This is a genomic window from Pseudomonas sp. NPDC087814 (assembly GCF_044742865.1).
GTDB lineage: Bacteria > Pseudomonadota > Gammaproteobacteria > Pseudomonadales > Pseudomonadaceae > Aquipseudomonas.
Genome location: NZ_JBIUVK010000001.1, coordinates 148,536 through 171,685, shown reverse-complemented (window position 1 = coordinate 171,685; position 23,150 = coordinate 148,536). Strand labels below are relative to the sequence as shown.

Annotated in this window: 22 protein-coding genes; 11 read left to right on the top strand and 11 right to left on the bottom strand. The window is 62.2% G+C overall.

Annotated elements, in window-relative coordinates:
* Position 1: 1 nt before the first annotated feature.
* From ACIOMR_RS00865 to ACIOMR_RS00835, 7 genes are read right to left on the bottom strand one after another with little or no spacing between them, the layout of a single operon-like run.
* On the bottom strand, positions 2-826 hold the full coding sequence (locus ACIOMR_RS00865; RefSeq protein WP_401191676.1) for an amino acid ABC transporter ATP-binding protein: 825 nt from the start codon (positions 824-826) through the stop codon (positions 2-4).
* The gene (locus ACIOMR_RS00860) at positions 813-1,505 is read right to left on the bottom strand and encodes an amino acid ABC transporter permease (RefSeq protein ID WP_003207487.1); all 693 of its coding nucleotides are present in this window, start codon (positions 1,503-1,505) and stop codon (positions 813-815) included. Before ACIOMR_RS00860 ends, ACIOMR_RS00865 begins: the two co-directional genes overlap by 14 nt.
* Positions 1,495-2,229 (bottom strand): amino acid ABC transporter permease, encoded by a 735-nt coding sequence (locus ACIOMR_RS00855; RefSeq protein WP_178902782.1) that lies wholly within the window; start codon positions 2,227-2,229, stop codon positions 1,495-1,497. The genes ACIOMR_RS00860 and ACIOMR_RS00855 overlap by 11 nt, the downstream gene beginning before the upstream one ends.
* Positions 2,226-3,437, bottom strand: coding sequence for an aminotransferase class I/II-fold pyridoxal phosphate-dependent enzyme (locus tag ACIOMR_RS00850; protein WP_003207484.1), 1,212 nt, complete (start codon positions 3,435-3,437; stop codon positions 2,226-2,228). Before ACIOMR_RS00850 ends, ACIOMR_RS00855 begins: the two co-directional genes overlap by 4 nt.
* On the bottom strand, positions 3,434-4,855 hold the full coding sequence (locus ACIOMR_RS00845; RefSeq protein WP_401191672.1) for an FAD-binding oxidoreductase: 1,422 nt from the start codon (positions 4,853-4,855) through the stop codon (positions 3,434-3,436). Before ACIOMR_RS00845 ends, ACIOMR_RS00850 begins: the two co-directional genes overlap by 4 nt.
* Positions 4,848-5,654 carry a transporter substrate-binding domain-containing protein gene (locus ACIOMR_RS00840; RefSeq protein WP_178902780.1) on the bottom strand — a complete coding sequence of 269 codons (807 nt, stop codon included), beginning with the start codon at positions 5,652-5,654 and terminating at the stop codon, positions 4,848-4,850. The genes ACIOMR_RS00845 and ACIOMR_RS00840 overlap by 8 nt, the downstream gene beginning before the upstream one ends.
* A 3-nt stretch (positions 5,655-5,657) precedes the next feature.
* A complete protein-coding gene (locus tag ACIOMR_RS00835; RefSeq protein ID WP_401191669.1) occupies positions 5,658-6,494 on the bottom strand; it encodes a transporter substrate-binding domain-containing protein in 837 nt (278 codons plus the stop codon).
* A gap of 239 nt (positions 6,495-6,733) precedes the next feature.
* On the opposite strand from ACIOMR_RS00835, the gene ACIOMR_RS00830 reads away from it, so the two are divergent.
* Positions 6,734-7,594 (top strand): LysR substrate-binding domain-containing protein, encoded by an 861-nt coding sequence (locus ACIOMR_RS00830; protein ID WP_003207477.1) that lies wholly within the window; start codon positions 6,734-6,736, stop codon positions 7,592-7,594.
* A gap of 3 nt (positions 7,595-7,597) precedes the next feature.
* On the opposite strand, the gene dnaQ is transcribed toward ACIOMR_RS00830, so the two are convergent.
* From dnaQ to ACIOMR_RS00815, 3 genes are all read right to left on the bottom strand, one after another.
* On the bottom strand, positions 7,598-8,338 hold the full coding sequence (dnaQ, locus tag ACIOMR_RS00825) for a DNA polymerase III subunit epsilon (protein WP_162835175.1): 741 nt from the start codon (positions 8,336-8,338) through the stop codon (positions 7,598-7,600).
* A 70-nt stretch (positions 8,339-8,408) separates the two neighbouring features.
* Positions 8,409-8,861, bottom strand: coding sequence for a ribonuclease HI (gene rnhA / locus ACIOMR_RS00820; RefSeq protein WP_003207474.1), 453 nt, complete (start codon positions 8,859-8,861; stop codon positions 8,409-8,411).
* A 101-nt stretch (positions 8,862-8,962) separates the two neighbouring features.
* Complete coding sequence (locus tag ACIOMR_RS00815) at positions 8,963-9,721, bottom strand: class I SAM-dependent methyltransferase (protein WP_003207473.1); 759 nt, start codon at positions 9,719-9,721, stop codon at positions 8,963-8,965.
* Between the two features lie 65 nt (positions 9,722-9,786).
* On the opposite strand from ACIOMR_RS00815, the gene gloB reads away from it, so the two are divergent.
* The 7 genes from gloB (at position 9,787) to ACIOMR_RS00780 (ending at position 19,600) form a co-directional block, all read left to right on the top strand.
* Entirely contained in the window at positions 9,787-10,554 is a 768-nt protein-coding gene (gene gloB, locus ACIOMR_RS00810) for a hydroxyacylglutathione hydrolase (RefSeq protein ID WP_003207471.1), read from the top strand.
* 98 nt (positions 10,555-10,652) lie between these two features.
* Entirely contained in the window at positions 10,653-12,065 is a 1,413-nt protein-coding gene (locus ACIOMR_RS00805) for a lytic transglycosylase domain-containing protein (RefSeq protein WP_008435202.1), read from the top strand.
* A gap of 168 nt (positions 12,066-12,233) precedes the next feature.
* On the top strand, positions 12,234-14,063 hold the full coding sequence (locus ACIOMR_RS00800) for an extracellular solute-binding protein (protein WP_008435204.1): 1,830 nt from the start codon (positions 12,234-12,236) through the stop codon (positions 14,061-14,063).
* Positions 14,060-15,898, top strand: a complete 1,839-nt coding sequence (locus ACIOMR_RS00795; protein ID WP_102605660.1) for an extracellular solute-binding protein — start codon at positions 14,060-14,062, stop codon at positions 15,896-15,898. The genes ACIOMR_RS00800 and ACIOMR_RS00795 overlap by 4 nt, the downstream gene beginning before the upstream one ends.
* A gap of 1 nt (position 15,899) precedes the next feature.
* Positions 15,900-16,973, top strand: coding sequence for a microcin C ABC transporter permease YejB (locus ACIOMR_RS00790; protein WP_003207463.1), 1,074 nt, complete (start codon positions 15,900-15,902; stop codon positions 16,971-16,973).
* 1 nt (position 16,974) lies between these two features.
* The gene (locus ACIOMR_RS00785; protein ID WP_008435209.1) at positions 16,975-17,994 is read left to right on the top strand and encodes an ABC transporter permease; all 1,020 of its coding nucleotides are present in this window, start codon (positions 16,975-16,977) and stop codon (positions 17,992-17,994) included.
* A gap of 1 nt (position 17,995) precedes the next feature.
* The gene (locus tag ACIOMR_RS00780; protein WP_003207458.1) at positions 17,996-19,600 is read left to right on the top strand and encodes an ABC transporter ATP-binding protein; all 1,605 of its coding nucleotides are present in this window, start codon (positions 17,996-17,998) and stop codon (positions 19,598-19,600) included.
* 71 nt (positions 19,601-19,671) lie between these two features.
* Here the strand turns inward: ACIOMR_RS00780 and ACIOMR_RS00775 are convergent, their stop codons facing one another.
* Positions 19,672-20,517: an oxidoreductase gene (locus tag ACIOMR_RS00775; protein ID WP_008435212.1), complete on the bottom strand. Its 846-nt coding sequence runs from the start codon at positions 20,515-20,517 to the stop codon at positions 19,672-19,674.
* Positions 20,518-20,627: 110 nt separating this feature from the next.
* Here ACIOMR_RS00775 and ACIOMR_RS00770 point away from each other — a divergent pair, with 110 nt between their 5' ends.
* The 3 genes from ACIOMR_RS00770 to ACIOMR_RS00760 all read left to right on the top strand — a co-directional run bounded on the left by ACIOMR_RS00770 (position 20,628) and on the right by ACIOMR_RS00760 (position 23,122).
* On the top strand, positions 20,628-21,539 hold the full coding sequence (locus ACIOMR_RS00770) for a LysR family transcriptional regulator (protein ID WP_134326410.1): 912 nt from the start codon (positions 20,628-20,630) through the stop codon (positions 21,537-21,539).
* Positions 21,540-21,635: 96 nt separating this feature from the next.
* Complete coding sequence (locus ACIOMR_RS00765) at positions 21,636-22,166, top strand: sigma-70 family RNA polymerase sigma factor (RefSeq protein ID WP_177019984.1); 531 nt, start codon at positions 21,636-21,638, stop codon at positions 22,164-22,166.
* Positions 22,163-23,122, top strand: a complete 960-nt coding sequence (locus tag ACIOMR_RS00760) for a FecR domain-containing protein (protein WP_401191659.1) — start codon at positions 22,163-22,165, stop codon at positions 23,120-23,122. Before ACIOMR_RS00765 ends, ACIOMR_RS00760 begins: the two co-directional genes overlap by 4 nt.
* Positions 23,123-23,150 lie beyond the last annotated feature (28 nt).

Sequence of the window (23,150 nt, the reverse complement as noted above, 5' to 3'; positions counted from 1 at the left end):
GTTAGACGGACAGGGTGTAGCGGCTCAGGTTGGTCAACAGGTACGGATCATTGGCGATCGGCGGCCGACGGCCGGGATCGCCCAAGGCATGGCGCAGGAATTCCTGGGTCCGTTCACTGGTGGGGCGCTGGAAGATCTGCTCGGCGCTGCCGTGCTCGACGATCACGCCGTTTTCGGTGAAATAGACGATGTCGCTGATCTCTTCGGCAAAGCGCATTTCGTGGGTCACCAGCACGCAGGTCATGCCTTCTTCGGTCAGCTCGCGAATCACCGTCAGTACTTCACCGACGGTTTCCGGGTCCAGGGCCGAGGTCACTTCATCGAACAGGATCAGCTCGGGGCGCATCGCCAACGCCCGGGCAATCGCCACCCGCTGCTGTTGGCCGCCGGACAATTGGCCCGGATAGGCATCGGCCTTGTGCTCCATGCGCACCTTGGCCAACAGCGCCCGGGCATCTTTCTCGGCATTGGCACGGTTGCGACCGAGCACCTTGCGCGGGGCGATCACCAGGTTTTCCAGCACGGACAAATGCGGGAACAGGTTGTATTGCTGGAATACAAAACCCACACGCTTGCGCAACTCGATGCGCTGGGCTTCCTGGGTCAGCGTATCGACCCGGGTTTCGCCCACGCGAATGGTGCCGCGCTGAGGCTGCAACAGGCCGGTGATGCAACGCAGGATGGTCGACTTGCCCGAGCCCGACGGGCCGATGATCGACACCGCCTGGCCGCGATGCACGTCGAGGTCGATGCCCTTGAGCACCCGGTTGTCACCGAACGACAGCTGCAAATCCCGCAGGCTGACCAGGGGTTCAATAGAAGGCATAACGGCGCTCCAGGCGTTGGGTCAAACGGGAAATCGGGTAGCAGTAGGCGAAGAACAGGACCAACAGGCTGAGGTAGATCACCACGGTAAAGCCGGTCATGTTCACGGTGTTGCTGGCGATCTGTGCGGTGTCGATCACGTCGTGCACGCCCACCAGCGACGCCAGGGCGGTGCCCATGGTGACCACCGCGTAGAGGTTCATCCACGGCGGCAACATGCGCTTGAAGCACTGGGGCAGAATGATCGAGCTGAATATCTGGCCGCGGGTGAATGCCAGTGAGCGCGCCGCCTCCCATTGGGTGCTGGGGATCGAGCCGATGGCGCCGCGAAAGATCTCCGCCACGTTGGCGCTGGCCGGCAATGCCAGGCCAATCGTCACCTTGACCCAGTCCGGGAACGACACGTAGCTGCTGCCGATATGGATCTCGAACGGGAACACGTAGGTGGTGAAATAGATCAGCACCAGCCACGGTGCATTGCGGAAAACCTGCACCCAGATCCGCGCGGGCAACCGCAGCAGGCGCAACGGCGACAGGGCCAACGCACCCACCATCAGCCCCAGCAGCGAGCCGAGACCAATCGCCACCAGGCTGATCAGGATGTTCTGGCCGAAACCAGTCACCAGCGCCGGCGACCATTGCAGCAACGCCGACAGCACCGGGAATGAATCAATGGCCATAGCCGGGCATCCTCAGGCGCGCTTCCAGCCAGCGCCCCACACAATTGACGGTAAAACTCAGCAAGCCGAAAAAGCTCAGGATCAGAATCATCAGCTCCAGCACGTTGTCGCTCTGGGTCCAGATCATGATCGAGGCGTAAGTGATGTCGCCCACGGCGATGGCCGAGGCCACGGCGGTCATTTTCACCAGGTCGATCAGGTTGTTGATCAGCGACGGCAGCGCGAAGCGCAGGGCCAACGGCAACTGCACATTCCACAGCAATTGCCGACTGCTGAACGCCAGGGAGCTGGCGGCTTCCAGGGTCACGGCGGGCACCGCCTCGATGCCGGCGCGCAGGGCTTCGGCGTGGAACGCGCCCTTGTGCAGCGAAATCACGATCACCACCCAGGCAAACGGCGTCAGCGGGTTGGCCGCGCCGACGGCCTGGGTCAGCAGCATGTTCAACACCAGGAATGCGCAGTACAGCTGCACCAGGGTCGGCGTGTTGCGGGTGACTTCGATAAACACCCGCGCCGGTTTGGCCAGCCACGGGTTGCCGGAAGTCAGCAGCGCTGCCAGGCTGATCCCGGCCAGCAGGCTGCCGACGACGGTGAACAGGCACAACAGCACGGTGGTCAGCGCGCCCTGCTCCAGGGTGCCGCGCTGATAGGCATCCAGCAGGAAGCTGTAGTTGAGGCCGATACCGGCGGCCCAGTGCACAAAAAGCTCCAGCCAATGACTCATTCGACGCCCCGCAGCTTGCCGCAGGCGACAGCGATACGGCGGCCGGCCTCGGCCACGCTGTCGGTCGCCGTGGCGATGGACAGGCGAAACCACGGCGACAGGCCGTAGGCACTGCCCGCTACTCCGGCGACGCCCTCCTCCAGCAAGTACGCGACGACATCGCCATCATCGTTCAGGCGCTGACCGTCCGGGCGATAGCGGCCAAGCAACCCGGCGCAACGCACGAACACGAAAAAGCCGCCCTGGGGTTCGAGTACTTCCAGGCCCTCGACGGTGCCGAGGGCCATCATCAACAGGTCCCGGCGCAGTTGATAGGCCGCTACCTGCTCGGCCAAAAAGCCCAGCCCGCCGGTGAATGCAGCCAATGCAGCGGCCTGGCCCACGGAGGAAGCACCGGAGGTGGATTGCGACTGAACAACCGCCATTGCATGGGTCAAGGCCTGCGGCCCGGCGCCGAAACCGATGCGCCAGCCGGTCATGGCGTAGGTCTTGGACACGCCGCCCACCAGCAGGCAACGGTCCTGCAAATCCGGCGCGACGTTCAGCAGGCTCTGGGCCGGGCGACCGTCGAAGCGGATGTGTTCGTAGAGTTCATCCAGCAGCACCAGCACCTGGGGATGGCGACGCAGCACCTCGGCCAGCGCGTGCAGTTCAGCCTCGCTATACACCGCACCGCTCGGGTTGCCCGGGCCGTTAAGGATCAGCCAGCGGGTGCGTTGATTGATGTGCTGCTCCAGCTGGGCGGGCAGCAGTTTGCAGCCCTGCTCCAGCCCGCACTCGATAAAAACCGGCTCGCCACCGTTGAAGCGCACGCTGTCGGGGAACGACGGCCAGTAAGGCGTCGGCACCAGCACTTGATCGCCGTCGTCGAGGGTTGCGGCGAAGGCGTTGAAGATGATTTGTTTCGCGCCGTTGGCGATCACGATATTCGGCAGCGAATAGTCCAGGTGGTTTTCTTCGGCCAGTTTTCGCTGCACGGCCACGCGCAAGGCTTTTACCCCGGGTGTCGGCGTGTACTTGGTGGCGCCCGCAGCAATGGCTGCGCAGGCGGCTTGCTTGATGTGCTCCGGGGTATCGAAATCCGGCTCGCCGGTGGTCAGGTCCAGGATGTCGCGGCCGGCGTCACGCAGTTCCGTGGCGCGGGATTTGGCCGCCGCATTGGCCGACAGCGACACGCGCTGCACCCGCTTGGACAAGCGAACGGTCATGGCTGCACCTCAATGACTTTGCCGGGATTGAGCAGGTTTTTCGGGTCGAGGGCCCGCTTGATGCGGCGCATCAGGTCCAGTTCCACCGGGCTTTTGTAGCGGCCCAGCAGGCCGACCTTGCGCTGGCCAATCCCGTGTTCGGCGCTTATGGAGCCGCCGTGGGCATGGGCGCTGTCGTGTACCAGCAAGCTCAATTCGGCGTAGTTGCGCATGTGCGCGTCGACCGTTGAATCCAGCGGATGAGCCACGTTGTAATGCAGGTTGCCGTCCCCCAGGTGCCCGAACGTGAAGTTGCGAACACCGGGGAAATGCGTCTGCAACAGCGCATCGGTATGGGCGACGAAGGCGACGATTTGCGAAATGGGCACCGAGATATCGTGCTTCATATTGCGTCCGGCACGCTTCTGCGCTTCGCTCATGTTCTCCCGCAGCAGCCATAGCGCTTCGCTTTGCGCCAGGCTTTCGGCGATCAGTGCGTCGGCCAGCAGTGCCTGTTCGAAGGCTTCACCGAGGACCGTTTCGAAGGCTTCGCGGGCGTGGGTTTCACCGTGGTTATCCGACAGCTCCAGCAAGGCAAACCAGGGTTGACTGGCGTTGAGAAATGGTTGCGGGCCCTCGGGAAATTGCTCGCGCAACAACGCCAGGCAATCGGCGCTGAGCAATTCGAATGCAGTGAGGTTTGCACCAAAACCGGCGCGGGCATGGGACAGGAACGCCACCGCCTGGGCCAACTCGTCAAACGCCAGCAGCGCTGTCGCCTGGGCCTTGGGCAGCGGGAACAGCTTCAGGGTCGCGGCGGTGATAATCCCGAGGGTACCTTCGCTGCCCACGTACAAATCCCGCAGGTCGTAGCCGGTGTTGTCCTTGCGCAACCCTCGCAGGCCATTCCAGATTTCGCCTTCGGCGGTCACTACTTCCAGGCCCAGGGTCAACTCGCGGGTGTTGCCATAACGCAGCACGGCGGTGCCGCCTGCATTGGTGCCAAGGTTGCCGCCGATGGTGCAACTGCCTTCGGCGCCCAGACTCAATGGAAACAGGCGACCGGCTTCACGGGCCACGTCCTGGATGTTTTGCAGGATGCAGCCGGCTTCGACGGTCAGGGTGTCGTTGTCGGTATCGATCACGCGCACCCGGTTCATGCGGTCGAGCAGCAACAATACCGCGCGGCCGCTGGCATCCGGTGTGGCACCCGCCATCAGGCCGGTGTTGCCGCCCTGGACCACGATGGGCGCTTCCAGGGCGACACACGCACGCACCACGGCGGCCACTTCCTCGGTGTTGGCCGGGTGCACCACGGCGATCACCTGGCCGGTGTAGCGGCCCTGTTTGTCGGTCAGGTACTGGGCGGCATCTTCACTGCGCTGCACATGGGCGGCGCCGAGCAGTTGTTGCAGGGTGGCGAATAGCGCTTCACTCATGGCTGTACTGCTCGTGCAGATCACGCAGGGCTTGGGACGGAGCCATGCCGGTACGTTCGCCGAGGGCGATCAACCAGCCGCTGCGATGCCAGTCGCGCACGATGGCGTCGAGCCTGGCCTGGGTGTCGTGTTCGCCTTTGCGGATCCAGATCACGGATTTGGACGGGATCAAATCCCCCGGCAACGGGATCTCGTAGCCGGACCATTCGGCATCGCCGAGCAGCGCGTGCATGGTCGGGCTGACGTGCACCGCCGCCACACAGCCATTGCCGCGCAACGACAGCAAAGATTCGGACTGGCTGCGGAACGCCTTGATCTGCGCGCCGTAGGTTTCCTGCAACGGCTTGATGAAGTTACTGCCCTGGGACACGCACACCGGCTTGTCCTTGAGGTCGGCCCACTGGGTGATCCCGGCGCCTTTGCGGATCAACGCCGCGCCGCCGACTTCTTCATAGGGCGTTGGCACGTAGTCGAGAATCTCGGCGCGTTCGTCGGTGTACTGCATGTTGGCGATCAGCACGTCGACCTTGCCCTGTTGCAGGAACTGCACGCGGTTGGGCGCCAGTACCGAAACGGTCCTGGTCTCCACACCCAGCGCCTGGCCCAGGCCCTTGGCCAGTTCGACGTTGTAGCCCAGGTGTTCGCCGGTCTTGGGGTCGATGGTGCCAAACGGCGGACCGCTGAGGATCACGCCGACGCTGATGGCGTGGCGTTGCTGGATCTTGTCGAGGGTGGCGTCGGCGTGGGCCAGGCTGGCGCACAGTGCCAGGCCCAAGGCAGTCAGGGTTCTCAATGTCATGTGTCAGGCGCCCTTGAACTGTTTTTGCAACTCCACCAGCGCCGGGGACGCCGGGGTGATGTGGTTGCGGGTCTGGGCTTCGATCAGCCAGCCGCTGCGGTGCAGTTCCTTGACGATCGGGTCGAGTTTGGCCTGGGTGTCGTTCTCGCCACGGCGGGTCCAGATTACCGATGGCGCCGGGTTCAGCTCGGGACTGAGGGTGCGGTAATCCTTCCATTCGGCGCTGTCGTTGATCAGCGGGTTGACCAGGGTGGAGTCATGCACCGCAGCGACGCAGTTGTTGCCGCGCAGGGCCAGCAGGGATTCCGAAGAGCTCTTGAAGGCCTTGATCTGCGCGCCCAGTTCGGTCAGCGGCTTGACGTAGCTGCTGCCCTGGGAGGTGCACACCGGCTGGTCCTTGAGATCTTCCCAGCGAGTGATCTTGCTGTCCTTGAGTACGGCAGCAGTGCCGCCGATCTTGTAGAACGGCGTCGGCACGAACCCGAGGATCTCGCCACGCTCGGCGGTCCATTCCATATTGGCGATCAGCAGGTCGACCTTGCCCTGTTGCAGGAACTGCACACGGTTGGCCGGCAATACCGGCACCAGCTGCACCTCGGCGCCCAACTGACGACCCAGCTCGTTGGCCAGGTCGACGTTCAAGCCCCTGGGCTTCTGGGTGGTGGGGTCGATGCCGCCAAACGGCCCGCCAGACAGCAGCACGCCGACCACCAGCACATGGCGCTGCTGGATCTTGTCCAGGGTCGCATCGGCCTGAGCCACTGCGCTGCCGCCCAGGGCGATCAACGCGCCCAGGACCACAGGCAACCTTCGTTTTACCGCCGCGCGCACAAACCCCATGGAACTCCCCTCATTAGCGATCGGCGTACCCCGACCTGATGTGGGGGCATGCTAGGGAGAGTGCCGGGCTAACGGAAATTCAAATATCTAATATCGTTATAACTTCCCGTATATGGACGCGCTTACTTTTGGCCATATACTCGAATTCATTAGCCCTCGTAAAAACCCGGCGCGACAAAACATAAACATCTGTAATGTTTATCTTCGCACCCTTGATATAAAAACGCCCTGGAATGGCCATGTCGACCCTCGATCTTGAACTGCTCCGCACCTTTATCGCCGTGGTGGACCACCACAGCTTTGCCGAAGCCGGCACTCACCTGGCACGCACACAATCTTCCGTCACCCAGCATATGCAGCGCCTGGAACAACAAGTGGGCGTCAGCCTGTTTGAAAAACGTGGCCGGCAAAAACAACTGACAGAACCCGGGATGCAGCTGTTGCGGCATGCGCGGCAGATGCTCTCGCTGAATGACGATGCACTCAATTCCCTGCGGGAAAGCAGCCTCAGCGGCGTACTGCGTATCGGCTCGCCCCACGACATCGCCGACACCATCCTGCCGCCGATCCTCAGCCACATCGCCCGCTCGGCACCGCGCCTGCGCCTGGAGATCGACGTCGGGCGCAGCCCGTTCCTGATGGATGACCTGCACCGGGGCAAGGTCGACATGGTGATTTCCACCCGCGCCGATGCCAACCTGGAGGGCTTTGCACTGCGCACCTCGCCGGTGTGGTGGATTTGTTCGGCGCAATACATTCACTCGCCAAGCGAGCCGCTGCCATTGATTCTGGTGGATGAGCCGAGCATTTATCGGCGCTACGCCCTTGAGGCGCTGGAACGGGCGAATATCCCGTGGCGCCAGGCGTACCTGGCATCGAACCTGATCGGTATCAAGGCGGCAACCCGCGCAGGGCTCGGCGTGACCCCACGGAGCATGGAGATGCTAGGGCCGGATATGCGAGTATTGGGGGAAAACGATGGATTGCCGAGGATGCCGGAGGTCACGTACTACCTGTGGATCCGCCCGAACACGGCGAACCCGATTGCGCGCAAGGCATATGACCTGATCAGGGCCAGCCAGGGGCTGGCGCTGGGGTGACGGTTATTGCTGGGTCAATTGGGTCCATAGCGCGGGTGCGCCGGCAGACTTGGCGATCGCCTCAAGGCGCGCCGCGTGTTCGGCCATGTCCTGCTCGCTGGCGCGAATAATCGTGGTGGGCTGGCGATCCGCTGGCAGGCGGCGGATTTCCGAAGGACGATTGCCCGAGCCTTCCGCCGAACCATTGCCGTCCGAGGCATTACCGGCCAGGGACAGGCTGGTCTGGCCACCGGTCATGGTCAGGTAGACGTCGGCGAGAATCTCGGAGTCGAGCAACGCGCCGTGGAGTTCACGGCCGGAGTTGTCGACGCCATAGCGTTTGCACAATGCGTCGAGGCTGTTGCGTTGGCCCGGGTGACGCTCACGCGCCATCATCAAGGTGTCGAGGATCGAGCAGTGCCGGGTGATATCGGCCCGATCGGTCTGCCCCATCAGCGCGAATTCGTTGTTGATGAAGCCAACGTCGAACGCCGCGTTATGGATGATCAGTTGCGCGCCGTTGATGAACTCGAAGAACTCATCCGCCACCTCGGCAAACCGTGGCTTGCCCACCAGGAATTCGTTGGTGATGCCGTGGACGCCGATGGCGCCTTCGTCACTCTCCCGATCCGGTTGCAGGTAGACGTGGAAGTGCCGGCCGGTGAGGCGGCGGCCCATCAGTTCGACACAGCCGATTTCAATGATCCGGTGGCCGTCGGTCACCGGCATGCCGGTGGTTTCGGTATCGAGTACAACAGATCGGATGGCCATCAGGGTTCAGCTCTCAACGGTTTGGTACATTTCAAAGGGCGGGATCTTAACACGTCAACCGGCATCAGCTCTGTTTGTAGCCGCGCACTTCATCCACACCGCGGTTGGCCAGTTGGTCGGCCCGCTCGTTGCCGGGATGGCCGATGTGCCCGCGCACCCATTTCCAGGTGATGTTGTGGCGATTGCATTGCTCATCGAGCAATTGCCACAGGTCGGCGTTTTTCACCGGCTCCTTGGCCGCAGTCTTCCAGCCGCGCTTCTTCCAGTTGACCATCCACTCGTTGATGCCCTTCATCACGTACTGGGAATCGGTCACCAGCAATACGTCGCAACGGCGCTTGAGCTCTTCCAGGCCACGGATCGCGCCCATCAGTTCCATGCGGTTGTTGGTGGTGTTGGCTTCACCGCCCCACAGTTCCTTCTCCACGCCCTTGCACACCAGCAAGGCGCCCCATCCGCCGGGGCCGGGGTTGCCCTTGCAGGCGCCATCGGTGAAGAGTTCTACGGTATCGGTCATTTCACTGTCCATTAAAGCGGGATCCATCAAAGCGGGTTGCCGATAATCGACCGACAAGTGCCCGAGGTCGAGAGGCTCGACCTGAAATCAAAAAGGTATGTTTACTGTTCGCTCTGCTTGCGATTGACCTTGGCCATCGGCATCGGCACCAGCTTGCCCATCGGCTCGCGACGCACCTGGCGCACCGGGCGCAGGCCAACGACGATCTTGCGCGCCACCAACAGGTAGAAACCCCCGCCGGACAATTGCCAGGCACCGGCCCTGCGTTCCCAGCCGGCCAGCCGGCCTTGCCACTTGGCAGACGCAAGCGGCGGACGATAGCACCCGAAGCGGCGTTTCTCCAGCGCAAAGCCCAGCAGGTTCAACCAGTCGCCGACTCGCGACGGCGAGATGCAGCGCGCCTGGCGCAGCCCGTCATGGGCGAACACATGGCGCAAGCCCCAACTGCTCCAGGGGTTGATGCCAATGATCAGCAAATGGCCACCAGGGCGCACGCTGCTGGCCGCTTCGCGCAGCAAACCGTGGGGCGACAGGCAGAAATCCAGGCCATGCTGCATCACCACCACATCGGCCGCATGCTCGCTCAACGGCCAGGCCTGCTCCTCGCAGACGATTTCAACCCCCGGCAGCGGCGCCCCCAGGCGCACATTGCGTTGCACCTGGGGTGCCGACGGCGGGGTTTGTGCCGACGGCCCGTAATGCACCAGGTAACCACCAAAGAACCGACCCAGCTCGTCTTCGAGCATGCGCCGTTCTTCATCCAGTAAAAATTGCCCGACAGGCCCGGACAGCCATTCACGGGCGGCACTGATCAGTGCCAGCCACTCGGGATCGGCCTGGGCGAACGCTTTATCAGTCATTGCATTCTCCAACGCGCCAAGAAGCTCTAAGATGCACCAATGTGTTCAGCTTGGCGAATCAAAGAATGATACAGATCAGTGCCCTGCCCGCCTTCACCGATAACTACATCTGGTTGTTACAGGATCAGCCGAACAAGCGCTGCGCGGTGGTCGATCCCGGTGATGCCGCGCCCGTGCTGGCCTGGCTCCAGCAGCATCCCGAGTGGACCCTCAGCGACATCCTGGTGACGCACCATCACCATGATCATGTCGGCGGCGTCGAGCAACTTAAAAGTGTTTCAGGCGCCACGGTCTACGGCCCGGCAAATGAAAAGATCCCGGCGCGGGACGTGGCACTCCAGGATAACGACCGCATCAACGTGCTGGGTTGGGACTTCGAGGTGTTTGCCGTACCCGGCCATACCCTGGGGCACATCGCCTTTTATCACGAGGGCGTGCTGTTCTGTGGCGACACCCTCTTCGCCGCCGGTTGTGGCCGCCTGTTCGAAGGCACCCCGCAGCAAATGCACACCTCACTGGAGCGCCTGGCGGCCTTGCCGGCCAACACGCTGGTGTACTGCACCCACGAATACACACAAAGTAACCTGAAATTCGCCCAGGCCGTGGAACCGCATAACGCGGATATCGCCGAACGGGTGGAGAACGTGCGGCAACTGCGGGCGAACGGCCAGATAACATTGCCTTCGACTTTGGCCCTGGAAAAACGCACCAACCCTTTTCTGCGGACCTCTGAAACATCCGTTAAAGAAAAAGCGGACGAACGGAATGGCCGCGATAACCGGGCCGGGAGTGAGGTGTTTGCTAGCTTGAGGTCGTGGAAAGATACGTTCTAAGCGCGCGGAATTTAGTACGTAATTTCTGAATGGTTGACCGCAACCCACGCGCTTTCTAGAATCGCCCGACATTTTTGCCCGGAACTTACTTCCAGCCAATGTCGTCATCTATTCGTAAAACCAACCATTCAGACGCATTGACCCGCCTGGCTCAAGCCGTGGCGGTGGCTGTGTCCGCTACTCTGGCGGGCTGCCAATCGACCCATTTTGCCGCACAATCCACCGTGCAACCCAAGCCAAACCTTACCGCCAAGATCAAGCAAAAACCCCTTTGGCTATCAGAGAAGCCAAGCCCGGAAGTGCCCCAGGATGTCTGGGAACGCATGCGCCGGGGCTTTCAATTGCAGGACGGGTTAGGCGTCAACCCGCGCATTGAACAGCAACGATTGTGGTTTGCCAGCAACCCATCCTTCCTCGAGAACGCCGGCGAACGCGGCAGCCTCTACATTCATTACATCGTCGAACGCCTTGAAGAACGCAACATGCCGCTGGAGCTGGCGCTGCTGCCAGTGATTGAAAGTGCCTACAACCCAATGGCCTATTCCCGCAGCGATGCGGTCGGCCTGTGGCAGTTCGTTCCCGCCACCGGGCGCTATTTCAACCTGCGCCAGACCCGCGCCTACGACGGCCGCCGCGACATCACCGCCTCCACCACCGCCGCCCTCGACTACCTGACGCGCCTGCATGACATGTTCAACGGCGACTGGTTGCTGGCCCTGGCGGCTTACAACGCCGGTGAGGGCACGGTCAGCCGGGCCATCGAGCGTAACGAGAAGCTCGGTTTGCCGACGGACTACTGGAACCTGCCACTGCCCCAGGAAACCAAGGACTACGTGCCCAAGTTCCTGGCGCTGTCCCAGGTGGTGCTGGCCCCCGAGGCGTATGGCGTCAACTTGAACCCGATCGCCAACACGCCGTACTTCGAAGTGGTAGAAATCAAGACCAGCATGGACCTGTCACGGGTCGCCGCGCTGGCCGAGATTGACGAAGACGAACTGTTCCAGCTCAACCCGGCCTTGAAACAGCGCACCACCCTGGACGGCCCGCAGCATTTGCTGGTGCCGACGTCCAAGGCGCAGCTGCTGGCCAGCAGCCTTTCGGCGATGAAGCCCGAAGAATTGCTGAGCATGCGCCCGAAAAAGCCGGTGTTCGACGACGTTGAGCACAAGGCCATTGCCGGTCGCACCCGCAACTACAAGGTGCGCAGCGGCGACAACCTGACGCTGATCGCCAAGGCCAACAAGGTCGATGTACATGACCTGCAGCGCTGGAACAAGCTCAACGGGCAGGCGCTCAAGGTCGGCCAGACCCTGGTAATGCAGGACACCCGCAAGCTGGTGGCCAAGGCCGACAGCAAGAAGCCGGTGCAGTACAAGGTCAAGAAAGGCGATTCGCTGTACATCGTCGCCAAGCGCTTCAACGTCGAGATGCAACATCTCAAGCGCTGGAACCCACGCACTGGCCAGGCGCTGAAACCTGGGCAGATGCTGGTGGTTTCCGGGCCGCGCTAAGCAGCAAACACGAGGGGGAACTGGCAACAGCTCCCCCTTTGTTCTTCACCCTGCCAACCCCCATCCAAGCCTGTAGTCTCCCTCCTGCGGCGCCAGCCTTTTTCCAATCGGAACAAGCTGTTACTGTACGGTTCATAAAGCCCAAGCCGCCTGGATCGGATCCCTGACTTGAAGCGTCCCCTCCTTCTACTAATAAGTCTGGCCTTGAGCTTTTCCGCGAACGCGACCATTACCGAGAGCCACGGTTATGCGCAGTTCGGCACGCTCAAGTACCCGGCCAAATTCACCCACTTCGACTGGGTAAACCCCGCAGCGCCCAAGGGCGGCACCTTGCGGGTCATGGCGTTTGGCACTTTCGACACCCTCAACCCGTACACCTTCAAGGGTTCCAGCCCGGTTTCCACCGCCAATTTCCTGCAATATGGCGTCAACGAGCTCAATGAGCCGTTGATGGTCGGCACCGGCCAATATGCCCCTTCCGGCGATGAACCCACCTCCAGCTACGGCCTGATTGCCCAATCGGTGGAATACAGCGAGGACCGCAGCTGGGTGGTGTTCAACCTGCGCCCTGAAGCGCGGTTTCACGATGGCAAGCCGATCACCGCCTACGACGTGGCGTTTTCCTATCGCACGCTGCTGACCGAAGGCCACCCGCAGTACCGCACCAACCTGCAGGAAGTGGCCCGGGTCGACATTCTTAACCGGCATCGCATTCGTTTTGTGTTCAAGCGCGCCGGCAACCCGTTGCTGATCCTGCGCCTGGGCGAGCTACCGGTATTGCCCCAGCATTACTGGAAAAACCGCGATTTCAAGGCCACCACCTTCGAGCCGCCGCTGGGCAGTGGGCCTTACCGCATCAGCAAGGTCAGCCCCGGGCGACAACTGGTGTTCGAGCGGGTCAAGGATTACTGGGGCAAGGACCTGGCGGTCAACCGTGGTTTGTATAACTACGACAAGGTCGAGGTGGAGTTCTACCGAGACAGCGACGTGGCCTTCGAAGCGTTCAAGGCCGGCGAGTTCGATATCTATATCGAGCACCAGGCGAAGAACTGGGCCAACGGCTACAACTTCCCGGCGGTCAACCGCGGCGATGTGATCAAGGCGCAGATCGCCCACCAGATACCGACCCAGAGCCAGGGCCTGTTCATGAACAGCCGGCGCCCGGCCTTCAGCCAGGCCAAGGTCCGCGAAGCGTTGGGGCTGATGTTCGATTTCGAGTGGACCAACCGCACCCTGTTCAGCGGCGCCTATAAACGCAGCCTCAGCTATTACCCCAACAGCGAATTCTCCGCCACCGGCGTGCCGACCGGTCATGAGTGGCTGATGCTGTCGCCCTATCGCGACCAACTGCCGGCCAACCTGTTTACCCAGCCCTTCAGCCTGCCCCAGACCGACGGTCGTGGCATTCCTCGCGACACGATGCGCCGCGCCCTCGCATTGTTGGCGGACGCCGGCTGGAAGCTGTCCGGGCAACGCTTGCTCAACAGTGACGGGCAGCCGCTGAGGCTGGAGATTCTGCTGGTGAACCCGAACCTGGAGCGCATCCTGCAGCCCTATGTCGAGAATCTGACAAGCATCGGCGTCGATGCCCGCTTGCGCACGGTAGACCGCGCACAGTACAAACAACGCCTCGATCAGTTCGACTTCGACATGATTCTGATGACCCTCAACCAGACCCTCAGCCCCGGCCTTGAGCAGTGGCAGTATTTCCACTCCAGCCAGGCGGGGATCAAGGGCAGCAAGAATTACGCAGGCATCGCCAACCCGGTGGTCGACCACCTGCTGGACCAACTGCTGGCGGCGCAAACCCGTGAAGAACAGTTGGCCGCCGGCCGGGCGCTGGATCGCGTCCTGCTGTGGCAGCACTACAGTATTCCCAACTGGTACCTCAACTATCATCGCCTGGCGTACCGCAACCGGTTCGCCTTCGTCACCACGCCGCCCTACAGCCTGGGCCTGAGCGCATGGTGGCTGAAAGCTTCGGAGAAAGCCCAATGATACCTTTGCGTACTGCGATCCTTGGCAGCCTGCTGTTTTGCGCCGCGGCCAATGCGGCCCCGCAACATGCCCTGACCCTCTACAACGAACCGCCCAAGTACCCCGCCGATTTCAAACACGTCGACTACGTAAATCCGGATGCCCCCAAGGGTGGTACCTTCCGCGTATCCAGCATGGGCAGCTTCGACAGCCTCAACCCATTCATCAGCAAGGGCGTGCCGGCAGATGATATCGGCCTGATCTACGACACCCTCGCCCAGCAAAGCCTGGACGAACCCATCACCGAATACGGCCTGGTAGCCGGCAAGATCGAAAAGGCCCCGGACAACAGCTGGGTGCGCTTCTACATCCGCCCCGAAGCGCGCTTCCACGACGGCCACCCGATCCGTGCCGAAGACGTGGTGTTCAGCTTCCAGACGCTGATGAAGGATGGCTCGCCGATCTTCAAGACCTACTACGCGGATGTCGACGAAGTGATCGCCGAAGACCCGCTGCGGGTGCTGTTCAAGTTCAAGCGCACCAACAACCGCGAACTGCCGCTGATCCTTGGGCAACTGACAGTGTTGCCCAAGCATTACTGGGAGGGCCGCGACTTCTCCAAGGGCAACCTGGAGATTCCGCTGGGCAGCGGCCCGTACAAGGTGGCCGAGGTCAAGGCCGGGCGCTCGGTCCGCTACGAGCGGGTCAAGGACTACTGGGCCAAGGACCTGCCGATCAACAAGGGTTTCTACAACTTCGATTACCGGGTCACCGATTACTACCGCGACAACACCGTGGCCCTCGAAGCCCTCAAGGCCGGGCAGTTCGATTACTGGCTGGAAATCAGCGCGAAAAACTGGGCCAATGCCTACAACACCCCCGCCGTCACCCAGGGCCGCCTGATCAAGGAAGAAATTCCCAACGGCAACCCCACCGGCATGCAGGGCTTCGTGTTCAACACCCGCAAGCCGATGTTCCAGGACGTGCGAGTGCGCAAGGCCATCAGCCTGTTGCTGGACTTTGAATGGAGCAACAAGCAACTGTTCAACGGCGCCTACACCCGCAGCCGCAGTTATTTCGAAAACTCCGAGATGGCCGCCACCGGCCTGCCCGGCCCGGATGAGCTGGCGATTCTTGAACCGCTGCGGGACAAGATCCCGCCCCAGGTGTTTACCGAAGCCTTCGAGCCATCGAAGACCGACGCCAGCGGCATGATCCGCACCCAGCAGCGCGAGGCCTATCAACTGCTGCAAGAGGCCGGCTGGAAGATCGTCGACGACAAGATGGTCGACACCACCGGCAAGCCAGTGACCATCGAGTTCCTGCTGGCACAGACCGAGTTCGAACGCATCCTGTTGCCGTTCAAGCGCAACCTGGCAGACCTGGGGATCGACCTGGTGATTCGCCGGGTCGACATCTCGCAGTACATCAACCGCATCCGTTCGCGGGATTTCGACATGGTGGTGGGCAGCTTCCCGCAATCCTCATCGCCCGGTAACGAGCAGCGCGAGTACTGGAAGTCATCCAGCGCCGACAAGCCCGGCAGCCGCAACTACATCGGCCTGAAAGACCCGGCCATCGACCAGTTGGTGGAAGAACTCATCGACTCCGACTCGCGCAAGAGCCTGGTGGCCCACGCCAAGGCCCTGGACCGCGTGCTGCAGTTCGGCTACTACGTGATCCCCAACTGGCACATCAAGACCTTCCGCGTGGCGTATTGGGACCACCTCGGCCATCCGAAGGTCTCGCCACGGTATGACGTCGGCACCGCCACCTGGTGGAGCAAACCCGACGTGAAACCTGCGATAACCGTGGACACCAACCAGAGCGCCGATCCGGCGAGCGGGGGCGACTGAGATGCTGGCCTATATTGTTCGTCGACTGCTGCTGATCATCCCGACCCTGTTCGGCATTTTGCTGATCAACTTTGTGATCATCCAGGCCGCCCCGGGTGGCCCGGTGGAGCAGATGATCGCCAAGCTCGAAGGCTTTGAAGGCGCCACCAGCCGGATTGCCGGGGGCGGTGCCGAAGTCTCGGTGGCCGGTTCCAGCTACCGCGGCGCCCAGGGCCTGGACCCGGCGCTGGTGAAGGAAATCGAGAAGATGTACGGCTTTGACAAGTCGGCGCCGGAACGCTTGTGGATCATGGTCAAGAACTACGCCCGGCTGGATTTTGGCGACAGCTTCTTTCGCGATGCGAAGGTCATCGACCTGATCAAGGAAAAGATGCCGGTGTCCATCTCCCTCGGGTTGTGGAGCACCCTGATCATGTACCTGGTGTCGATCCCCCTGGGGATCGCCAAGGCTACGCGGCACGGCAGCCACTTCGACGTGTGGACCAGCTCGGCGATTATCGTCGGCTACGCGATCCCGGCGTTCCTGTTTGCGATCCTGCTGATCGTGGTGTTCGCCGGCGGCAGTTACTTCGACTGGTTTCCGTTACGCGGGCTCACGTCCAACAACTTTGATGAGTTGAGCTGGGGCGGCAAGGTCCTCGATTACTTCTGGCACCTTGCCCTGCCGGTGACAGCGCTGGTGATCGGCAACTTCGCCACCATGACGCTGCTGACCAAAAACAGCTTCCTCGACGAGATCAACAAGCAGTACGTGGTCACCGCCAAGGCCAAGGGCCTGACCAACCACCGCGTGCTGTACGGCCATGTGTTTCGCAACGCGATGCTGCTGGTGATTGCCGGCTTCCCGTCGGCCTTTATCGGCATCTTCTTCACCGGCTCGTTGCTGGTGGAAGTGATCTTCTCCCTCGACGGCCTGGGCCTGATGAGCTTTGAAGCGGCGATCAACCGCGACTACCCGGTGGTGTTCGGCACCCTGTTTATCTTCACCCTGCTGGGATTGGTGGTGAAGCTGATCGGCGACCTCACCTACACCCTGGTCGATCCGCGCATCGACTTCGCCAGCCGGGAGCATTGAGATGAATCTATCCCCCCTCAATCGTCGCCGGTTCGAGCGTTTCAAGGCCAACAAGCGTGGCTGGTGGTCGCTGTGGCTGTTTTTGATCCTGTTCGGCCTGAGCCTGGGCGCCGAGCTGATCGCCAACGACAAGCCGCTGGCGGTGCACTACGACGGCGACTGGTACTTCCCGGCGCTCAAGCGCTACCCCGAGACCACCTTCGGCGGCGAATTCCCGCTGGAAGCCAACTACAAGAGCCCGTATATCCAGGAGCTGCTCAAAGCCAAGGACGCCTGGACGTTGTGGGCGCCGATTCCGTACAGCTACCAGAGCATCAACTACGACCTGAAAGTTCCGGCCCCCGCCCCGCCGTCACGGGACAACCTGCTGGGCACCGATGACCAGGGCCGCGATGTGCTGGCGCGGGTGATCTACGGCTTCAGGATTTCCGTGCTGTTTGCCCTGACGCTGACCGTACTCAGTTCGATCATCGGCGTGATCGCCGGGGCCTTGCAGGGTTTCTACGGCGGTTGGGTCGACCTGGCCGGGCAGCGCTTCCTGGAGATCTGGTCGGGCTTGCCGGTGCTGTATTTGCTGATCATCCTCGCCAGTTTCGTGCAGCCCAATTTCTGGTGGCTGCTGGGGATCATGCTGTTGTTTTCCTGGATGAGCCTGGTGGACGTGGTGCGTGCCGAATTCCTGCGCGGGCGTAACCTGGAATATGTGCGGGCGGCCCGGGCGCTGGGGATGCAGAACGGCGCGATCATGTTCCGCCATATCCTGCCCAACGCCATGGTCTCCACCATGACCTTCATGCCGTTCATCCTGACCGGGGCGATCGGCACCCTCACCGCGCTGGACTTCCTGGGTTTTGGCCTGCCGGCCGGCTCGCCGTCCCTGGGTGAACTGGTGGCCCAGGGCAAATCCAACCTGCAGGCGCCGTGGCTGGGCATGAGTGCGTTTGCCGTGCTGGCGATCATGTTGAGTCTGCTGGTGTTTATCGGCGAGTCCGCTCGCGATGCCTTCGACCCGAGGAAATGAGATGAATCAGGACAATCTGATCGAAGTCCGCGACCTCTCCGTCGAGTTCGTCGTAGGCAACAGCCACCAGCGGGTGGTGAACAACGTCAGCTTCGATATCAAGCGCGGCGAAACCCTGGCACTGGTGGGCGAAAGCGGCTCGGGCAAGTCGGTCACGGCGCACTCGATATTGCGCCTGCTGCCCTACCCGCTGGCGCGTCACCCGTCGGGGACGATCCAGTACGCCAACCACGATTTGCTGACCCTGAAAGAAAAGACTATCCGGCATATCCGCGGCAACCGGATTGCGATGATTTTCCAGGAGCCGATGACTTCGCTGAACCCGCTGCACTCCATCGAGAAGCAGATCAACGAAGTGCTCGGCCTGCACAAGGGGCTTACCGGCAAGGTGGCCACCAAACGCACCCTGGAGCTGCTGGAACTGGTGGGCATCCCCGAGCCCCATAAACGCCTCAAGGCGCTGCCCCACGAGCTGTCCGGCGGCCAGCGCCAGCGGGTGATGATCGCCATGGCCCTGGCCAATGAGCCGGAGTTGCTGATTGCGGACGAGCCGACCACGGCACTCGACGTCACCGTGCAGCTGAAGATCCTGGAGCTGCTCAAGGAACTGCAGGCGCGCCTGGGCATGGCGTTGCTGTTGATCAGCCACGACTTGAACCTGGTAAGGCGCATTGCCCACCGGGTATGCGTGATGCAAAAAGGCTGCATCGTCGAGCAGGCCGAATGCGAAAGCCTGTTCCAGGCGCCGCAGCACCCTTACACCCAGGAGCTGCTGGCAGCGGAACCCAGCGGCGGCCCCGCCACCAATGAAGTCGGCCCACCGTTGCTGGAAGTCGATGACCTGAAGGTCTGGTTCCCGATCAAGAAAGGCTTCCTGCGCAATACCGTCGATTACGTCAAGGCGGTGGATGGCATCAACTTCAGCCTGCCCCAGGGCCAGACGCTGGGCATCGTCGGTGAAAGCGGCTCGGGCAAATCCACCCTGGGCCTGGCAATTTTGCGGCTGATTGCGAGCAAGGGCGGCATCCGCTTCGAAGGCCATCAGATGGACAAGCTCAGCCAGCAACAGGTGCGCCCGCTGCGCCGGGAAATGCAGGTGGTGTTCCAGGACCCGTTCGGCAGCCTGAGCCCGCGCATGTGCGTGAGCGAGATCGTCGGCGAAGGCCTGCGTATCCACAAGATGGGCACTGCCGCCGAGCAGGAAGCGGCGATTATCGCCGCGCTGAAGGAAGTGGGCCTGGACCCGGAAACCCGCAATCGCTACCCCCACGAATTTTCCGGCGGCCAACGCCAGCGCATCGCTATTGCCCGCGCCCTGGTGCTCAAGCCCCGGCTGATTCTGCTGGACGAGCCGACCTCGGCCCTCGACCGTACCGTGCAGCGCCAGGTGGTGGAACTGCTGCGCAACCTGCAGGCCAAGTACAACCTGACCTACCTGTTCATCAGCCACGACCTGGCGGTGGTCAAGGCCTTGAGTCACCAACTGATGGTGGTAAAACACGGGCAGGCGGTTGAACAGGGAGATGCACCCGCGATCTTCGCCAACCCCCAGCATGCCTACACCCGGCAACTGCTGGAGGCGGCGTTTTTGGTGCCCGGCCCCTAGCAGTAGAACCACCGTAGCAGCTGTCGAGCCCCAGCGAGGCTGCGGCTCGACAGCTGCTACGCCATTGGGTGTCAGAAATCGGTTGAGGCCGACAATTCACGCCAGGCGGCGGTCTCTTCCTTGACGTAGGCCAGCTTGTCCTCGATCGCCTGCAACGTGTCGGTACCCAGGGCCAGGCGCATTGGCGGATGCGGCGCTTCCACCAGCTTGATCATGGCCACTGCCAGCAGCTCCGGGTTACCCGGTTGCTGCTGGTTGTAGACCTTGGCCAGCTTGCGCACCTCGCCGGACGTGGCGGCGTAATCGTCGATGATCAAGGGCGACTCCACCAGGGAGTTGCCATCCAGGAAGTCGGTACGGAAATAACCCGGCTCCACCACCGTCACCTTGACGCCCAAGGGTGCCAGCTCTGCGTGCAGCGCCTCGCTCAACCCTTCAACGGCAAACTTGGTCGAGCAGTACGTGCCGAACCCCGCACCCGAACGGAAGCCGCCCACCGACGAAATATTGATCACGTGCCCGCTGCGCGCCTGGCGCATGAACGGCAATACACCGCGGGTGACATTGAGCAGCCCGAACACGTTGGTTTCATACAAGCGGCGAACCTCATCGGCAGACGCCTCCTCCACCGCGCCCAGCAGGCCAAAACCGGCATTGTTGACCAACACATCAATGCGCCCGAAGTGCTCAATGGCGGCACGGGCAACGTCGGCAGCCTGGGATTCGTCGGTCACGTCCAGCTGCACCGCCAGCAGCCCGGGTTGCTCGCCGAAGCGTTCGGTGACGGTATGGGCGTTGCGGGCCGTCGCCACCACCGCATCACCGTGGGCCAGTGCTGCCGCGACGATTTTCGCGCCGATGCCCCGGGAAGCCCCGGTTACCAGCCAAACACGCTTGAAGGAATGTGCCGTTGTCATGATCCGTACCTGATGGAGTGAATGTGGAGCCAAGGTACGCTGAGGCATTAGCCTGAAAAACCGTCTCGTGCTACAAGCACTCTGAAACAGAATTTCATAATGGCTGACCGATGAACCTTGATCCCTTCAATGGCTTGACCGAATTTCTCGCCGTGGCCGAACTGAAGAGCTTCACCCAGGCCGCTGCACGCCTCGGCGTAACACCGACGGCGGTCAGCCATGCGGTGAAGACCCTGGAGAAGCGCACGGGTGTGGTGCTGTTCCAGCGCACCACGCGCCGGGTGGCGCTGACCGAGGCCGGCATGACGCTTTACAGCCGCCTGCGCCCCGCCGCCGGGGAGATTGACGAAGCGCTGGCGGCCCTCAGTGGCTACCGCGACCGGCCCATGGGCACCCTGCGGCTGACGGTGCCAAGGTTGTCGGGCAAGTTGCTGATCGAGCCGTTGATCCCGCGTTTTCGCGAGGCCTTCCCCGATGTGGTGCTGGATATTTCCCTCGACGATGCCACGGTGGACCTGGTGACCGAGGGCTTCGACGCCGGTATTCGCCTGGGGGAATCCATCGACAAAGACATGGTTGCCGTGCGCCTGACCCCGGACCTGAACTGGTCGGTGGTGGGCTCTCCCGCCTACTTTGCCAAGGCCGGCAAGCCGACAACGCCGGAAGCGCTCACGACCCATCAAACCATCGGTTATCGCTTCCTGACCTCGGGCATGGCACACCGCTGGGAATTCGAGCGGGCGGGCCGGGAATTTACGGTCGGCGTTCAAGGCGGGTTGATCGTCAATGACCGCAACCTGATGATCGCCGCCGCGCGGGCCGGCCAGGGCCTGGCGTACGTGAGTGATTTCGAGGTCATGGAGGACCTGGCTTCAGGCGCACTGGAGCCCGTGCTGCAATCTTTCGTACCGCCAAGCAGCGGGCTGTACCTGTATTTCCCCGCCCGAACCCAGAGCCAACCGAAACTGCGGGCCTTTATCGACCTGGCCACCGCATGGATTGCCGAAAAGCGTGGGCGCTGACAACGCCGCAAAAGCAAACCAATATCATTTGCGCAGTGCCCGGCCCTTTGGTTTAATCGCGACCAATTCTTATTTACGCCAAGGCTTCTGCGCCACATGGATACTGTGTCGACCCCGTCCACCTCGTTCAGCGACCTCTACGGCAATCACCATTCCTGGCTGCTGGGGCTGCTGCGCCGGCGCCTGAGCAATCGCTGGGATGCGGCGGACCTGGCCCATGACACCTTCATCCGGGTACTCAAGCGCCCGCCGGCCGGCGCCGATGAGACGCGGGAGCGCTCCTACCTGGCCACCATCGCCCGGGGGTTGTGCATTGATCACTGGCGTCGGCGCCAACTGGAACAAGCGTGGCTGCAAAGCCTCGCGGACCGGCCGCAAGCCCTGCAACCGTCGCCGGAGCAGCGGGCAATCATTGTCGAAACCCTGTACGAAGTGGATGCCATGCTCGCGCGGCTGCCCCACAAAGTCCGCGAGGCATTCCTGCTGGCGCAGTTACACGGCCTGCCCTACAAGCAGATCGGCGAACAGCTCGGGGTAGGCGAACGGATGGTGAAAAAATACCTGGCCCAGGCGCTGCTGCATTGTGCGGTGCTGGAAGCCGAACTGGACGGGATGCTCGTGGAGTGAACAGCCCCGGAAAGCTCAGCCATGCCAGCCTTGAGCAAGCGGCCCAATGGTACGTACGCCTGCAGGATCAGCCAGAGGCTGCCCAGCACTGGCAGGCATGGCTCGGGCAAAGTCCGGAACACCAGGCCGCCTGGGGCTATGTAGAACGGGTCAGCCAACGCTTTGCGCCGTTGGCCGAGCAATCCCACAGCGCCAGCCGTGCGTTGCGCAGCTCTCGGCGCCAGACGCTCAAGACCCTGCTGGTGCTGTGTGCCGGTTCAACGCTGGCCTGGGGCACCTGGCGCAACACCGCCCTGCCCCGGTTGGTGGGAGGCTGGAGTGCGGATTACGCAACCGCCGGCGGTGAAACCCGCGAAGCGCTGCTGGACGATGGCAGTCGCCTGTGGTTGAACGCCTTGAGCGCCCTGGATGTACGTTTTGACCGGGTCCAGCGCTTGCTGCACCTGCGTTTCGGCGAAGTGCTGATCGAGACCGCCAAGGACCCGAACCGCCCGTTCCTGGTGGAGACCCAACAGGGCCGCCTGCGGGCACTCGGCACCCGCTTCAGCGTGTTGCAGGACGGCGACAGCACCGTGCTCAATGTGTTTGAAGGCCGGGTCGAAGTGCGCACCGCCGCCAGCCGGCAACAACGAATCATCGAGGCCGGGCAACAAGTGGCCTTCACCCGCGATGGGTTCAATCTCCATTCACCCGCATCCGCCACCCGTGAGGCCTGGAGCCGTGGCGTACTGCTGGCCGACAACCTGCCGCTTGGCCAACTGGTCGCCGAACTCAATCGTTTTCGCCCCGGCCACCTGGGCTGTGATCCAGCCGTGGCGCAATTGCCGGTAATGGGTTCGTTCCCCCTCAAAGACAGCGACCACGCACTGCGCCTGCTACAGGCCGCGCTGCCGATTCAGGTCGACACGCTCATGCCGTGGTGGGTCACGGTCAGGCCCAAACACCCAGGCGCATAAAAACTTTCAGCCGTCAGTTCCCTTTTCC

What these genes read in the sequence shown, in the direction of transcription:
- ACIOMR_RS00850 (WP_003207484.1), bottom strand. Translation starts at nt 3,437, where the DNA reads ATGACCGTTCGCTTGTCCAAGCGGGTGCAGCGCGTGTCGCTGTCGGCC.
- ACIOMR_RS00860 (WP_003207487.1), bottom strand. Translation starts at nt 1,505, where the DNA reads ATGGCCATTGATTCATTCCCGGTGCTGTCGGCGTTGCTGCAATGGTCG.
- ACIOMR_RS00855 (WP_178902782.1), bottom strand. Translation starts at nt 2,229, where the DNA reads ATGAGTCATTGGCTGGAGCTTTTTGTGCACTGGGCCGCCGGTATCGGC.
- ACIOMR_RS00775 (WP_008435212.1), bottom strand. Translation starts at nt 20,517, where the DNA reads ATGACAACGGCACATTCCTTCAAGCGTGTTTGGCTGGTAACCGGGGCT.
- ACIOMR_RS00835 (WP_401191669.1), bottom strand. Translation starts at nt 6,494, where the DNA reads ATGGGGTTTGTGCGCGCGGCGGTAAAACGAAGGTTGCCTGTGGTCCTG.
- ACIOMR_RS00790 (WP_003207463.1), top strand. Translation starts at nt 15,900, where the DNA reads ATGCTGGCCTATATTGTTCGTCGACTGCTGCTGATCATCCCGACCCTG.
- ACIOMR_RS00840 (WP_178902780.1), bottom strand. Translation starts at nt 5,654, where the DNA reads ATGACATTGAGAACCCTGACTGCCTTGGGCCTGGCACTGTGCGCCAGC.
- ACIOMR_RS00815 (WP_003207473.1), bottom strand. Translation starts at nt 9,721, where the DNA reads ATGACTGATAAAGCGTTCGCCCAGGCCGATCCCGAGTGGCTGGCACTG.
- ACIOMR_RS00765 (WP_177019984.1), top strand. Translation starts at nt 21,636, where the DNA reads ATGGATACTGTGTCGACCCCGTCCACCTCGTTCAGCGACCTCTACGGC.
- gloB (WP_003207471.1), top strand. Translation starts at nt 9,787, where the DNA reads ATGATACAGATCAGTGCCCTGCCCGCCTTCACCGATAACTACATCTGG.
- ACIOMR_RS00770 (WP_134326410.1), top strand. Translation starts at nt 20,628, where the DNA reads ATGAACCTTGATCCCTTCAATGGCTTGACCGAATTTCTCGCCGTGGCC.
- ACIOMR_RS00795 (WP_102605660.1), top strand. Translation starts at nt 14,060, where the DNA reads ATGATACCTTTGCGTACTGCGATCCTTGGCAGCCTGCTGTTTTGCGCC.
- ACIOMR_RS00785 (WP_008435209.1), top strand. Translation starts at nt 16,975, where the DNA reads ATGAATCTATCCCCCCTCAATCGTCGCCGGTTCGAGCGTTTCAAGGCC.
- rnhA (WP_003207474.1), bottom strand. Translation starts at nt 8,861, where the DNA reads ATGACCGATACCGTAGAACTCTTCACCGATGGCGCCTGCAAGGGCAAC.
- ACIOMR_RS00865 (WP_401191676.1), bottom strand. Translation starts at nt 826, where the DNA reads ATGCCTTCTATTGAACCCCTGGTCAGCCTGCGGGATTTGCAGCTGTCG.
- ACIOMR_RS00830 (WP_003207477.1), top strand. Translation starts at nt 6,734, where the DNA reads ATGTCGACCCTCGATCTTGAACTGCTCCGCACCTTTATCGCCGTGGTG.
- ACIOMR_RS00805 (WP_008435202.1), top strand. Translation starts at nt 10,653, where the DNA reads ATGTCGTCATCTATTCGTAAAACCAACCATTCAGACGCATTGACCCGC.
- ACIOMR_RS00780 (WP_003207458.1), top strand. Translation starts at nt 17,996, where the DNA reads ATGAATCAGGACAATCTGATCGAAGTCCGCGACCTCTCCGTCGAGTTC.
- ACIOMR_RS00845 (WP_401191672.1), bottom strand. Translation starts at nt 4,855, where the DNA reads ATGAGTGAAGCGCTATTCGCCACCCTGCAACAACTGCTCGGCGCCGCC.